The 13,705-nt window shown below is 62.0% G+C and carries 13 protein-coding genes; 4 read left to right on the plus strand and 9 right to left on the minus strand.

Going from position 1 to position 13,705, the window contains the following annotated elements; genetic code table 11:
- Window position 1 precedes the first annotated feature (1 nt).
- From L8K08_RS18005 to cpaB, 4 genes are read right to left on the minus strand one after another with little or no spacing between them, the layout of a single operon-like run.
- Window positions 2-1,270, minus strand: coding sequence for a CpaF family protein (locus L8K08_RS18005; protein ID WP_242199094.1), 1,269 nt, complete (start codon window positions 1,268-1,270; stop codon window positions 2-4).
- Window positions 1,267-2,460, minus strand: a complete 1,194-nt coding sequence (locus tag L8K08_RS18010; RefSeq protein ID WP_145160343.1) for a pilus assembly protein — start codon at window positions 2,458-2,460, stop codon at window positions 1,267-1,269. Before L8K08_RS18010 ends, L8K08_RS18005 begins: the two co-directional genes overlap by 4 nt.
- On the minus strand, window positions 2,457-3,677 hold the full coding sequence (locus L8K08_RS18015) for a type II and III secretion system protein family protein (RefSeq protein WP_242199096.1): 1,221 nt from the start codon (window positions 3,675-3,677) through the stop codon (window positions 2,457-2,459). Before L8K08_RS18015 ends, L8K08_RS18010 begins: the two co-directional genes overlap by 4 nt.
- A gap of 15 nt (window positions 3,678-3,692) precedes the next feature.
- Complete coding sequence (gene cpaB, locus L8K08_RS18020) at window positions 3,693-4,619, minus strand: Flp pilus assembly protein CpaB (RefSeq protein ID WP_106577724.1); 927 nt, start codon at window positions 4,617-4,619, stop codon at window positions 3,693-3,695.
- Window positions 4,620-4,952: 333 nt separating this feature from the next.
- Between cpaB and L8K08_RS18025 the strand changes: the two genes are divergently transcribed.
- The 3 genes from L8K08_RS18025 to L8K08_RS18035 are packed head-to-tail and all read left to right on the plus strand — an operon-like array spanning window position 4,953 to window position 5,863.
- Complete coding sequence (locus L8K08_RS18025) at window positions 4,953-5,147, plus strand: Flp family type IVb pilin (protein WP_119737765.1); 195 nt, start codon at window positions 4,953-4,955, stop codon at window positions 5,145-5,147.
- A gap of 54 nt (window positions 5,148-5,201) precedes the next feature.
- On the plus strand, window positions 5,202-5,396 hold the full coding sequence (locus L8K08_RS18030) for a Flp family type IVb pilin (RefSeq protein ID WP_145160347.1): 195 nt from the start codon (window positions 5,202-5,204) through the stop codon (window positions 5,394-5,396).
- 59 nt (window positions 5,397-5,455) lie between these two features.
- Window positions 5,456-5,863 carry a response regulator gene (locus L8K08_RS18035; protein ID WP_145160348.1) on the plus strand — a complete coding sequence of 136 codons (408 nt, stop codon included), beginning with the start codon at window positions 5,456-5,458 and terminating at the stop codon, window positions 5,861-5,863.
- Between the two features lie 261 nt (window positions 5,864-6,124).
- Here L8K08_RS18035 and L8K08_RS18040 read toward each other — a convergent pair whose 3' ends face one another.
- The 5 genes from L8K08_RS18040 to L8K08_RS18055 form a co-directional block, all read right to left on the minus strand.
- Window positions 6,125-7,807, minus strand: coding sequence for a POTRA domain-containing protein (locus tag L8K08_RS18040; protein WP_242199098.1), 1,683 nt, complete (start codon window positions 7,805-7,807; stop codon window positions 6,125-6,127).
- Between the two features lie 182 nt (window positions 7,808-7,989).
- Window positions 7,990-9,261 carry a collagen-like triple helix repeat-containing protein gene (locus tag L8K08_RS18045; RefSeq protein WP_347341008.1) on the minus strand — a complete coding sequence of 424 codons (1,272 nt, stop codon included), beginning with the start codon at window positions 9,259-9,261 and terminating at the stop codon, window positions 7,990-7,992.
- 20 nt (window positions 9,262-9,281) lie between these two features.
- Complete coding sequence (locus L8K08_RS30355; RefSeq protein ID WP_347341009.1) at window positions 9,282-9,650, minus strand: hypothetical protein; 369 nt, start codon at window positions 9,648-9,650, stop codon at window positions 9,282-9,284.
- A gap of 364 nt (window positions 9,651-10,014) precedes the next feature.
- Complete coding sequence (locus L8K08_RS18050; protein ID WP_242199102.1) at window positions 10,015-10,863, minus strand: MaoC/PaaZ C-terminal domain-containing protein; 849 nt, start codon at window positions 10,861-10,863, stop codon at window positions 10,015-10,017.
- Window positions 10,864-10,865: 2 nt separating this feature from the next.
- A complete protein-coding gene (locus L8K08_RS18055) occupies window positions 10,866-12,218 on the minus strand; it encodes a 3-oxoacyl-ACP reductase (protein ID WP_242199105.1) in 1,353 nt (450 codons plus the stop codon).
- 113 nt (window positions 12,219-12,331) lie between these two features.
- On the opposite strand from L8K08_RS18055, the gene L8K08_RS18060 reads away from it, so the two are divergent.
- Window positions 12,332-13,609 (plus strand): acetyl-CoA C-acetyltransferase, encoded by a 1,278-nt coding sequence (locus L8K08_RS18060; protein ID WP_242199109.1) that lies wholly within the window; start codon window positions 12,332-12,334, stop codon window positions 13,607-13,609.
- Window positions 13,610-13,705: the final 96 nt, after the last annotated feature.

Consider the following 13,705-nt stretch of genomic DNA (forward strand, 5'->3'; position numbering starts at 1 on the left):
TTCAAGGCAGTAACGGTTCGCGGCGCAGTTTTTCACCGGCCGGGTTGACCGCCTCGCGCAGGAAGCCGAAGCCGGTGCGCCGGTCATGGCGGAACAGGGTGTTGGTCACGTACACGTCCTCACGGATGCCGACCACCTCGACCACTTCGCTGACGCAACGACGGCCGTCCGGCAGGCGGGTCAGTTGAATCACCACATCCAGCGCCGCACAGATCATTTGTCGCAGGGTTTTCTCCGCCACCACCCGGCCGGTCAAACCCACCAGGGTTTCCAGGCGCAGCAAGGCATCGGCCGCGTTGTTGGCGTGCACGGTACTCATGGAACCGTCGTGGCCGGTGTTCATGGCGGTCAGTACATCAAGCACTTCCACGCCGCGAATCTCACCCAGAATGATGCGGTCGGGGCGCATCCGCAGGGCGTTGCGGATCAGGTCGCTGGCTTTCACCTCACCATGGCCCTCGGCGTTCGGCGGGCGGGTTTCCAGGCGCACGACGTGAGGGTGACCCAGTTGAAGTTCGGCCACGTCTTCGATGGTGACGAGCCGCTCATGCGGGTTGATCAGCTGACTGAGAATATTCAGCAGCGTGGTTTTACCGGTGCCGGTGCCGCCGCTGATCAGGATGTTGCAGCGCTTGCCCACCGCCTCCTGGAAGAAGTCGAAGATGTTCTGGTCGATGGTCTGCATGGCCACCAAATCGCTGCTCTTGAGCATGTCCTTGCGAAACTTTCGAATCGACAGGCACGGCCCGTCCAGGGCAATCGGCGGGATGATCGCATTGACCCGGCTGCCATCGGGCAGGCGCGCATCCACCATGGGCGACGACTCGTCCAGACGCCGGCCCAGAGGCGCGAGGATGCGCTGCATGACGCGCTCCACGTGGTGCGCGTCGATAAAGCGCAGGTCACTTTGATGCAGCACACCGTCCCGCTCGATAAACACCCGGTGCGGGCCGTTGACCAGGATTTCCGTCACCGACGGGTCGCGCAGCAGCACTTCCAGTGGGCCAAAGCCGGTCAGCTCATCGACGATTTCTTCGGCCAGGCGCTCCATTTCATAGCGCGAGATCGCCAGGTGCATGCGGTTGATGTATTCGGCCACTTTGTCGATGACAAATTGCGCCAGCAGCGGGCGTGAGCCTTCCAGCAGATTCTTGCCCGACTCTTCGATGGCATCGATGATGTACCGATGCAGCACCAGCTTGAGCCCATCGTGGTCGGTGTTGGCACCGATGCCGCGAGCGGGGGCGCCGAAGAGTTTTTCGCCGTTCATTTGCCGGTGCCCAGCAGGCGGTCAAGCCAGTTGTGAGAAGGTTTTTTCATGCCTTCCGAGCGTTTTGCCAGGCGTTCGCCCAGGGTTTTCAGGCCAAGGGTCAGCGGTTCTCGCGGGGCCAGGGCGAACAAGGTTTGCCCCTGGTTTTTCGCATTCAGGCGTACCTCCGGGCTCAGTGGCAACACGGCAATTACCTCCAGCCCAAAGCTCTTTCCCAGCGCCTCGGAATCGGGGGCGCAGCTTTTGATGTAGCGATCGACCAGCAGTTTGGCATGCTCCAGTTTCATGCCTTTTTCGCGCCACTGGTTGAGTATCGCGAGGTTGCGACGGCAGTCGAGCACGCTTTGATCGGTGCACCACAACAGCTTGTCGCAGTGGCTGACAAAGGTGCGCAGCGCTTCGCTGTCCTGCTGGCCGGCAAGGTTGACCACGATGTGCTGGAAGTGCTGGCGCAGGGCGCTGAGCAGCATGTACAACTCGGCGGCGCTGGTCTGTTCCAGCGGCTCATCGTTGGGGGCGTAGGCGAGGATGCGCAGGCCGTCCTCGGCAGAGGTGAAGGCGCTGTTGATCAAGGTCGCGTCCAGCCGCCGCAGGTGGCGCAGGGCATCGCCAAAATTGAACGAGCTTTCCAGCCCCAGCAGCGCCAGGCTGTCACCGCGTGGCAGGCCCAGGTCCAGCAGCAGCGTTTGCTGGCCACTCTTTTGTACAACCAGCGCCAAGTGACCTGCGAGCAGGGCGCCGTCGGCATTGCTTTGAGTGCCGTACAGCACCGTGAGGCCGCCCAGTTGGGTGTTGGTGGTCACGGGCGGCAGGCGTTTGCTCAGGCGGCGCACCAGCCCGGCCACTTCGCTTGAGCGTGAACCGTAGGCGACAAAATCCCGCGCCCCGGCGCGCATCGCATTGAGCACCAACTGGTTGTCCATGCCGTCACCGAGGGCGACGATGGCCAGCATCGGTTTGGCTTCCAGCGCGCCTTCGATCAGCGCGCTCTGGGCCACCACATGCTCGCGGTCGAGGCCGATAAACACCAGGTTGGCGAAGGTCACATCGACCAGCGCCAGTAACTCGTCCAGCGTGCCGCTGCCGGCACTGACCACTTGGCCAAGCGGTGCCAGCGCGCCCTGCAGCCACTCAAGGTCAGTGGTGTTGCGGGTGATTGCCAGGAAGGTCTGGCTCAGGCTATCGCTCATTGTGATAACCCATTGTTGCGGTCGAAATTGCCGTTTTCCAGGAAGTACAGGCGGTACCAGTTCGGGTCGTAGTTGCGCAGGTTCTCGCCAGGCAACGACGGCAGTTGAGCGTTGGCGGCCAGCGGCTGAACCAGGTGCGGCGTGACGATCATCAGCAGCTCTTTGTCCTGGCGGTTGACCGAGGAATCGCGAAAGAACGCGCCCAGAATCGGGATGTCACCCAGGCCCGGAAACTTGCTGATGTTGGTGGTGTTGCTGCTGCTGATCAGGCCGCTGATCACGAAACTCTCGCCATCGGCCAGGGACACGCTGGTGTCGGTGCGGCGGATGGTCAGCGCCGGTACCTGGATGTTTTGAATGACCACGGCGTTGGTGTAGTCCAGCTCGCTGACTTCCGGGGCCACCTTGAGGGAAATCCGGTTGCGGTCGATGACGGTGGGGGTCAGGGTCAGGCGAATGCCGAACTCTTTGTACTCGATGGAGATGGTGTCACTGCCACTGCTGGGCACCGGGATCGGGATCTCGCCACCGGCGAGGAAGGTCGCGCTTTGCCCGCTCATGGCCACCAGGCTTGGGCGTGCCAGGGTGTAGGCAAAACCGCTGCTTTCCAGGGCGTTGATCATCGCCGAGACACGCCCGCCGCCAAAGCCGATGTTGAACTGGTCAGCGCTCACCGGCAGCTTGAAGGTGCTGGGCGTGGGAAATAACAGGTTGGGGCTGCCGAGGAAGAAGTTTTTGCCCATGCCCAGGATCTTGGTGCTGGCTTCCTTGAGTTTGGTGCGGCTGACCTCGACAAAGCGGATGTCGGTCTGCACTTGGCTGGGCAGCGCGGGGTCGTCCGCTGGCGCCAGTGACAGGCTGGTCAGCGCCGCTGTGGCCTTGCCTTTGACAAACACCATGCTCTGGCGCGGCGTGTTGGAGCAGGCGGTCCAGACCATCAGGCTGGTGGTGCCGGAGGCGATGCCGGTCAGCAGGAAGCCGCGATCGCCGTTGAGGTGCACGTCGGCGATTTTCGGGTCGCCGATGGCCAGACGCGTGATCGCCACCGGTGACTGCAGCTCCTGTTGCAGGCCTTCGCCCACCGAAAGGGCTGCGGGTAATTGGCCCAAGCTACTGCAGTTGCCGGTGGCGGCCACGGCCCCGCCCACCGACAGGTTCGACAGCAGCAGGGCACAGGCAATTTTCAGCGTGAACACCGGTGCGAAACGTCGGCTCATGCACAGCATCCTTGTTCAATCAGGCGTTTGTTGGGTGGCTTGGTTGCCGCGGATCACCTCCACACCGGTGCGGTGCGGAGCGCTCTGGGCGACTTTTTTCGGGGCTTGGGCAAAGGCCAGTTGCGTGAACTGGTAAAGGTCGCGATTAGCGCTTTGCAGCTTGCCCGGTGCGTCGCTTTCGCCGGCCCAGTACTGGCTCAGCAAGCGTTCGTCGGCACTGCGCACGGCCAGGCGCAAAGTGCCGGCCTGGGAGGCAAGCATCAGCCGGCTCAGCAGTTGCTCGGGCACCGCCAGCACAACCGTGCGCGAGGGTGCACGGCGTTGGGCTTTTTCTTCGGCGGTCATCGCCGGCGGGGAGGCGGGAGTGCCGTCGTTGGTCAGGCCCATTTGGTCGCCGACGCTGAGCAAGCGCATGGCGGGGACGACTACTTGGGCCGATTGTTCGAGGTTGGCGGTGTCCTGGCGCAGGTAGAGCAACACGTCCACGTAGTCGCCTGGACTCAATTGGCCGGCTGCGCCGATCACTTCATCCACGGCCACCGCCAGGGCGCGTTCGTCAGGGCGGATCATGCGCGCCAGCGGCCCGCCGGGCGTGAAGCTTTCTTCGTTGAGCCAAGTGCCGGCCTGCAATGCGCGCCAGGGCGTGCGGCCAATGGCCTGGTCAACACTGGTCATGCTGCCAGCCGGCACGGTGCGCAGTTTTTCTACACTGAGGTCGGCGGCATTCAGGGCGACAAAGGGCGGTACATCGTGGGCCAGTACGACCACTGGCTGGCGGGTCTGGTCTTCCACCACGGCGACGGCTTTTTCGACCGGCGCGGTCTGTGGAGGCGGTGGCGGCGCCGGGGCAGGTTCACGACTGAGCACCAATCCCCAATAACCGGCAAACAGTGCGCCGACCAAAAGCACGCCGGCCAGTATCATACTCAGACGTGTGTTCACGACGGCTCTCCCTTTCCTGTTGCACCACAGCCCGTCTATCCCAACAGGCTAATCACGCAACCGGCTGCTATGAACAGCGGACTAACTATTTCGCTATTTGAAGGTAGTTCAGCTAGGACGAAATGCCATTACTGACAGAAAGATTTCTTCACCCCGCCATAACTAGCCTTTTAAATCACGGATTTAAGGCGTCAGTAAGGCGACCTCTACTTTGTAATTAATCAGTTCTTACAGTTGTGAGCGCGTGGTTTGTTGACAATGCTCAGGTGGCACATCGCAATTACTGTGCAGGACACCGTGATAGGGCGCCTGGTCGCCAAAGGAGCAGTACAAATGATCCTTGATCTGTTGATTAAACTTCACGTTCAACTCCAGCTGCTTTTTCATCGCAAGGAAGGCGCCACGGCGATTGAATACCTCATTCTCGTGGCAATTGTGGCGTTGGTGATACTGGCAGCCGGTACTACGCTAGGACCGAAGATCACGACGTTCTTTGGCAAAATCCAGACCGCCATTACCACAACGTAAATAATGATTGTGCAAACCCTTGATTAGGCGTTAAGTCGCCAGAGGAGAAGTACGATGGTCCTTGATCTGTTGATGAAACTGCATGTTCAGCTTCAGCTGCTCTTGCGCAATAAAGAGGGGGCGACGGCGATTGAATACCTCATCCTCGTGGCTATTGTGGCGTTGGTGGTACTCGCCGCAGGCACGACACTGGGGCCTCAGATCACGACCTTCTTCGGTAAAATTCAGAGCGCCATTACCACGACGTAAGTCGCAGGCAGCATCTTGTGAGTACGCTCGTTATTGATCGGCTATGCCAGGTAGTGCCCATGAATGCTGCATCTGCACCTTTACGCCAACAGATCCTGTTGGTGGATGACGAAGAAGATGCCCTCGTAGAACTGGCGGAGTCGCTGGAGAACGAGGGCTTCGTTTGTTTTACCGCCACCTCCGTGACCTTCGCGCTGCAGGAGCTGACCCTCAACCCTGACATCGCGCTGGTCATCACCGACCTGCGCATGCCTGAAGAAAGCGGGATCTCGCTGATCAGGCGCCTGCGCGAACATACCGATCGCCAACACCTGCCGGTCATCGTGATGTCGGGCCATGCCGAGATGGATGACGTCAGCGACATGCTGCGCCTGCAGGTGCTGGACCTGTTTCGCAAACCCATCTATCTGGTGCGGTTGATCGATACCCTCAACAGCCTGTTTCCGCTGATCAAACACAAACTGTAGGCGCGGGCTTGCTGCGGCCAGAGGCCTGCCTGTGGCGAGCGTGCTTGTCTGTGGCGAGCGGGCTTGCCCCGCGTTGCGCTGCGAAGCGGCGCCAAAACCTGCCAACGCGGTTTTGACTGGGAAAATGCGGCGTCTGGGTCAGGGCCGCTTCGCGACCCAACGCGGGGCAAGCCCGCTCGCCACAGATAAGCCCCTGGCCAAGGACAAGTCTATTGGCCACGAACACGCCCACTCGCCACGCAGGCGGGCTACCGCAAACACTCACAGTTGATAGCTGAAACTCAGCGTATAACGCGGCCGCCGGTTGAAGCTGTCCAGGGCGATGTCCGACATTGGCTTGGCGGCTTCAAGGGCGATGTTGTAGTACTTGTTGTCGCCGAAGCGCAGTCCCACAGCCGCCGACGACATGTCGTTACCTTTGACCGGCAGCTCGTTGAACCAGGTTTTGGCGCGGTCGAGCACCACGTAGGGTTGCAGGACCTTTAACCAATCGCCGGCACGGTTGAAGCTGTAGTTGACTTCATAGGCCACGCCCCAACCCTTGTCGCCCGAGGCTTGGTCGTCGGGATAGCCGCGGCCGAAATTCTGCCCGCCGAAGGTGGCGCGTTCACTGTCGGGCAAGGTGTCGTCGCTCCAGTAGAACGCCCCCGACAGCACGCCTTGCCAGTTATCGAAAAACTTGTCGCTTTGCACGCCGGACAGGCGCAGGCGGAAGAAGTCCAGGTCAGGCTTGGTGACCTCCAGGTCGCTGCGGGTAGTGGCCCCCAGACCATTGATGCCTTGGTACAGGCCGGCGCTGAGGATGCGTAATTGGCGAGTGTCGGCTTTGCGCCAGTCGGCCTCGAACGCCAGCGCGCGCAGATTGGTTTCGATGTCGAATCGGTTGGGGTAGCCCACCAGTTGATAGCGCGTGGTCTGGTCAACGGCATACAGGCGTGTACCCAGGGTCAAGGATTCGGTGGGTGAGGCAATCAGCGGATGGCTGAGGCCGATGGTGTAGCGATCGATCGCCTGATGCGGCTTGAGTTCGAAGCCACCGTCCAGCTGTATGTTGCTTTTGGGGTCGGCGCGGTAGCGCTCGGCGCCCAAGACCAGCTGGCTGCCCTCGGCATTGATGAACTGGCTGTAGCCCACTCGGTAGTAGTGTTCTTTATCGTCGCCCGGTGGGAACAGGCCGCTGACGTTGAGCTGTTCGCCCATGGACGTCTGGGAATTGCTGGTGGCGGTGAGCAGGGCTTGAGTGCCGCCACGGTTTTCGTCGACCAGGCTCATGCTGGTAGTAAACGGCTTGCGTGTGGCTTCGATTTTCATGTGCGTGGCGCCATCCGTGGTGCCCGGCGGTGGCACTTGCGCTTGCAGGGTTACGCCGGGGATACGGCCCATCAGGGTGGTATAGCGCTCGAACGTCTTGCGCGTGAGCGGCCGTTCAGCCAACAGTTTTTCTGCCAGTTTATCGACGTAGGCCGACACCGAGCCGATGTCGCCGCTTTGCTGATAATCCTTGATGTAACCCTCCACCAATACCACGCGCACCAGGCCGTTTTCGAAGGACTGTTGCGGCAGGAACGCGTAGGACAACAGGTAGCCGTCGTCCTGATAGCGACGGGTGATGCTGCGGGTGGCTTCGATCAGTTGCGCAAGGTTGGTCTCATGGCCAATCAGCGATGCGTAGGCCTTGGCCGTGTCCGTCAGCGGGTAGATCGTACCGCCCTCGATCTGCAGCTTGCGGATGGTGACTTTGGTGTCCATCTGCAACGGCTGGTTCTGGGTCGCAGGCGCTTGCGGCACCTGGGTTTGTGGTGTGACCGGTCGATAGGCATCGGCGGGAAGGTTGGGCACAGGCAGGGTGCGAATGGTGTCGTTGCTGTTAAGAAAGCTGGGAAGGGTCTCGGCCTGGACGTAGGCACTGAGGGTTAGCAATAACAACGGCGTCAACACGCGCATAGGACACTCCATGGTCAAACTGCCGCAGCGTTTCGGGCCCGCCGGTTTCTTGGACGCGGTGCGGGAGGGCGCGGCAGTCGTTAACGCCAGCCCATAAAAAAGACGAGAGACTGATAAGGGTCTCTCGTCTCAACCAAGCGTAGGCGCTGTAGGGGAGGCCGTCTAATCGGCCAGGTGCAATTCTATTTTTTGCCGGTCAGGCCGTTGAGCAAACCTCCCAGACCGCCGCTTGTGCCAGTGCTTGCACTGCCATTGGCCGAAGTGCTGGCGCCAGCGCCTACGGTCAGCCCACCGAGCAGACCACCACTGCCACTTGCGCCACTGGTGCCGCCGGTGACCAGGCCGCCCACTGCGCCTACGGTGTTGCCGACGGCCGTGACGGTGGTGCCTACAGCGTTAGTGATCGGGTTGGCATTGGCGGCGGTCAGGTTGGTGCCGATACCGCTGACTGCGCCGCCGACTTGAGTCACCAGGCCGTTGACGGGAGCGCCGACACCTGTGGTGGTGCCGATGTTTTGCGTCAAGGTGCTAACCCCGGTCGTCACAGGATTGAGCGCCGCGCCGACGTTAGTGGCCAAGCCGGCCACCGGTGCGGTGGCGGCGGTGTTGGCGACGCCGGTGCCGCCCAACACGGTGCCGAGCGAGGCGACCGTGTTGCCCACTGCGCCACCGGTTACACCCGCTGCACTCACTGTGCCGTTGGTGTTGCCAGCATTCAGACCATTACCCACGTTGGCCACCAGGCCACCGACAAACTCCGGCAAGCCAGGCGCCGCAGCGCCACTGGCTGGGGCGACATAACCACCCGACTTGTCGAGCACGCCACCGACGCCGGTCAGCGCACCGCCGACGATCGTGGTGACCGGGTTGCCGGTGCCGCCGGCGCTGGCAACCTGGCCGCCCAGGCCGGTGACCGTGGCGCCAACTTTATCCAGCACACCATTGACCGGGTTGCCCAGGCCCGTTGCCTTGCCGAGGTTGCCGGTGGTGTTTTCCACCAGGGACACCACCGGCACCAGTACTTTGCCGCCAACGGTGTTAGTCAGCGAACCCAATGGGCCCGTGGTACTGGACGTGCTGAGGGTGTCGCCGAGCATCGTGACCGCTTGACCGACGTTATTCACCAGCCCCCCCGCCGCAGTGCCCACACCACCGGTCAGGCCGCCGACAACAGGGATGCCACCCAGTGTGGTGCCCAGGGATTTGCCAGCGCCTGAAACACCGGTGCCCAGGTCGGCAACGCCGTTGGCCACACCGGCAACCGTTTTGCCCAGGGAGTTGCTGTCAGTGCCCAGTGAGCCCAGACCGGTCGTTACACCGCTGCCGATGCTGGTCACCGCAGTACCGGCGGAGGTCACCAGGCCGCCAGCGGTGACGCCGACGATAGGAACGCCGTTCAGGGTCGAGCCAATTTCACCGACTGCTGAACCGACATTGCCCACCGTGGTGCCCAAGGTGCCAGCAATCTGGCCTGTTACCAGTGGGGTTGTAATCGAGCCGGTGCCACCACCAGTGCCACCGCCGGTGCCGCCTCCAGTGCCGCCTCCGGTTCCGCCTCCAGTGCCGCCGCCAGTACCACCACCCGTGCCACCGCCGGTGCCACCGCCGGTTCCGCCATCAGTGCCACCGCCAGTTCCGCCGCCGGTGCCTCCACCAGTGCCACCGCCGGTGCCGCCACCAGTACCGCCGCCGGTGCCTCCACCAGTGCCACCATCAGTACCGCCGCCAGTGCCGCCACCGGAGCCACCGCCTGTACCGCCTCCGGTACCTGTGCCGGCGCCTGCGTCAGGCGACGACGCGGCCACGCTGCTGTGATGTCCACCGCCACCGCTGCTGCAGCCACCGAGGCTCATTGCCATGATCAGGGCCAGCGCGGTACTTGCTTTCCATAGCACTACTTGAGTTTGAGTTTTCATGATTGAGTTCCCTTGCACCTGTACAACCGTGGTTGTTTCAAACGCTCGTTACTTCTAGGGATAGCGATACGTTTGTCCGTGGGGTTATCACAGACCCGGGCACTCTTTCTCGCAACGCTCAACTTGGTATTAACGATTTATATACGGGTCGCCCGACAGTGCTTAGCGACTAATGCCAAAGGTATAGAGAAGGGAGGTATATCTTTTATAAATCAAGGGATTGAATAAAAAAGCGGACCTTTAAAGGTCCGCTATAACTTAAGGTGTATATATACAATTAATCAGCGTTATTCAGGCAATCGGTTGCCACTTTCCTATCATGTGTTCAATGTTACCCGCGCCGGTTAACAGCAACTCACCGCTGGAACCTGGCGCACTGGCCAGCAACGTTACTTCACTGGGCAGGCGGACCGGTTTCTTGAACTCGACCACGATTTCAATATTGGCCGCAGGCAAGTGTTCACCCAGCGCCGCGAGGGTGCGTGCCGTGTTCCATAGCCCATGCGCGATAGCCTGGGGAAAGCCGAATAACTTGGCGGTCAGGGCGCTCAAGTGGATCGGGTTGTAATCGCCTGACACCCGGGCATAGCGGCGGCCGATATCGGCGGGAGCTTTCCAGCGAGCCAGTTCGGTGACCTGCGTGGGGCTGGGCAACGCATCATTCACCGACTCGCCTTCGAGCTTCACGCCCCGGCAGAGCATCTGGCTTTCGGCTTCCCATAGCAGGCCAAGGGCGTCCTCGACGGTGGTGACCACTTCAAAGGTGGCACCCTTGGCGTGCGGCTTGAGGTTTTGCGCGTGCACGGCCATCGTCAGCTCGCTGACCGCGCCCAATGGGCGATGGACGCGAATACGGTTGCTCAGGTGAATCAACCCCAGCAAAGGGAACGGAAAGTTGTTTGCGGTGAGCAATTGCATCTGCAAACCGAACGCCAGAATGTGCGGGTAAGTGGCCGGCAGAATGGGGCTGTCGGCAAAGCCGCAGACCTTGCGATAGGCCGCCACGGCCTTGGGATTGACGCTTACCCGGCAGCGCAGCCCCTGTTCGGGCAAGGTGCTGCCGGTGATCTTGCGCTTGAGCGCTGCACGCCAGTACAGCGGCGGCAGAAACGGGGTCGTGCCTAATGTCTGCCAATCCATATTTATGCTCCCAGCAGGCTTTGCCCACACACCCGCAGCGCTTGGCCGCTGACCGCTCCGGAACCCGGTTGGCTGAGCCAGGCCACTGCCTCGGCCACGTCCTGCGGCAAGCCGCCCTGGCCCAGTGAACTCATGCGCCGCCCGGCTTCGCGCAGGGCGAAGGGAATGTGCGCGGTCATCTGGGTTTCGATGAAGCCAGGCGCCACGGCATTGATGCTGAGCCCGCGTTCGCTCAACAAGGGTGCCCACGCCTGGGCCAGGCCGATCAGCCCGGCCTTGCTCGCGGCGTAGTTGGTTTGCCCGCGGTTGCCGGCGATGCCGCTGATGGACGCCAGCAGCACCACGCGCCCGTTGTCGTGCAGGGTGCCGCTGTCGAGCAGGGCCTTGGTCAGCACCTGCGGTGCGTTGAGGTTGACCGCCAGCACCGCGTCCCAGTATTCCGGGGTCATATTGGCCAGGGTTTTGTCGCGGGTGATGCCGGCGTTGTGCACCACGATGTCGACGCCGTCCGGCAGGTGTTCGATCAATTGCGTTGCCGCGTCTTCGGCGCAAATATCCAGCACCACGGTGCGGGCGCCCAGGCGTGCAGCGAGGGCGTCGAGATCGGCCTTGGCCTGCGGCACATCAAGCACGATCACCTCGGCGCCGTCGCGCGCCAGGGTTTCGGCGATCGCGGCGCCAATCCCACGCGCCGCGCCGGTGACCAGCGCCTTGCGCCCGGCCAACGGGCGAGTCCAATCCTCGACCGGCGTGGCGCAGGCTTGCAGGCGGATCACCTGGCCAGAGATGTAGGCGCTTTTAGGCGACAGGAAAAACCGCAACGCGCCTTCCAACTGGTCCTCGGCACCTTCGCCCACATACAACAATTGCAACACGCCGCCGCTGCGCAGCTCCTTGGCCAGCGAACGGCTGAAACCCTCCAGGGCACGCTGTGCACTGGCGGCAAACGGATCGCTGAGGCTTTCCGGCGCTCGGCCAAGAATCACCAGGTGCGCGCTGTGGTCGAGATTTTTCAGCAGCGGCTGAAAGAATTCGCGCAGCTGCTTGAGCTGATCGGTGTGCTGCAGGTCGCTGGCGTCGAACACCACGGCCTTGAGCTTGGGGCCGTGTCCGGGAATCCAGGCTGGCGCGGACAGCGGTGCGGCACCGTAACTGTAAATAGCGTCCGTGAGTTTATTGGCAAACGGCAGCACCTTGGCCGCCAGTGCGCCGCCGCCCAGCAGCAGTGCGCCTTCCACCGGACGCAGGCGCCCGGCCTGCCAGCGTTCCAGGCGTACCGGTGACGGCAGGCCAATGGCGGCGACCAGGCGATGGCCGAGGCTTGAGTTGGCGAAGTCGATATAACGGTCAGACATGGAACGCTCTCCGAAGACTGGGGTTCAAAGGGTTGACCACCCCGGTGCGGCAGTCGTTCGATCAGCCTAGGCTAGGCTGGATGATTCCACCCACAACCTTCAGGGAGCTTTCCATGACTCAATTGCGCCGTGTAGCGATCATTGGCGGTAATCGCATCCCCTTCGCCCGGTCCAACGGCCCGTATGCCACGGCGAGTAACCAGGCGATGTTGACCGCAGCCCTGGAAGGCCTGATCGAACGCTACAACCTGCACGGCCTGCGCATTGGCGAAGTGGCCGCAGGTGCGGTGCTCAAGCATTCCCGCGACTTCAACCTCACGCGCGAATGCGTACTGGGTTCGCGCCTCTCGCCGCAAACCCCGGCCTACGATATTCAACAGGCCTGCGGCACCGGGCTTGAGGCGGCGTTGCTGGTAGCCAACAAGATCGCCCTGGGGCAGATAGAGTGCGGGATCGCTGGTGGCGTCGACACCACGTCCGACGCGCCGATCGGTGTCAATGAAGGCCTGCGCAAGATCCTGCTGCAGGCCAACCGCAGCAAATCCATGGCGGACAAATTAAAAGTCTTGTTACAACTTCGTCCCCATCACCTCAAGCCGGAACTGCCGCGCAACGGCGAACCGCGCACGGGGCTGTCCATGGGCCAACACTGCGAGTTGATGGCGCAGACCTGGCAGATTCCCCGCGTCGAACAGGACCAGTTGGCCCTTGAAAGCCATCAGAAAATGGCCGCGTCCTACGCCGAAGGCTGGCACAACGATTTGCTCACGCCCTTTCTCGGCCTGACCCGCGACAATAACCTGCGTCCGGACCTGACCCTGGAAAAACTCGCCAGCCTCAAACCGGCGTTCGAGCGCAGCGAGAAGGGCACGCTCACGGCCGGCAATTCCACGCCGCTGACCGATGGCGCCTCGCTGGTGCTGCTGGGCAGTGAAGCCTGGGCCAGGGAGCACGGCTTGCCGATCCTGGCGTACCTGCGCGATGGCGAAGCGGCGGCCGTGGATTTCGTCAACGGCGCCGAAGGCCTGCTGATGGCGCCGGTGTACGCCGTGCCCCGTTTGCTGGCGAGAAATGGCCTGACGCTGCAGGACTTTGATTATTACGAGATTCACGAAGCGTTCGCTGCCCAAGTGTTGTGCACGCTCAAAGCCTGGGAAGACCCGGAATATTGCAAAACCCGCCTGGGGCTGGACGCACCGCTGGGTGCCATCGACCGCAGCCGGCTCAACGTCAAGGGCAGTTCATTGGCTGCCGGGCATCCGTTTGCGGCCACCGGCGGGCGCATTGTCGCCAACCTGGCCAAGCTGCTGGACGCGGCGGGCAAGGGCCGTGGGCTGATTTCGATCTGTGCCGCGGGCGGGCAGGGCGTGACCGCGATTATCGAGCGCTGAATTGCGCAGAAAAATTGGCATATTGGATGCATTCTTAAGTGTCAAAGGTCGCTAGCCTCTCCCCGAGGCGAGCCGATTGCCGTATAACGAGTGCCA

It is taken from the genome of Pseudomonas sp. TREG-RG-20F-10-E-6-01, assembly GCF_022662455.1.
Lineage (GTDB): Bacteria > Pseudomonadota > Gammaproteobacteria > Pseudomonadales > Pseudomonadaceae > Aquipseudomonas.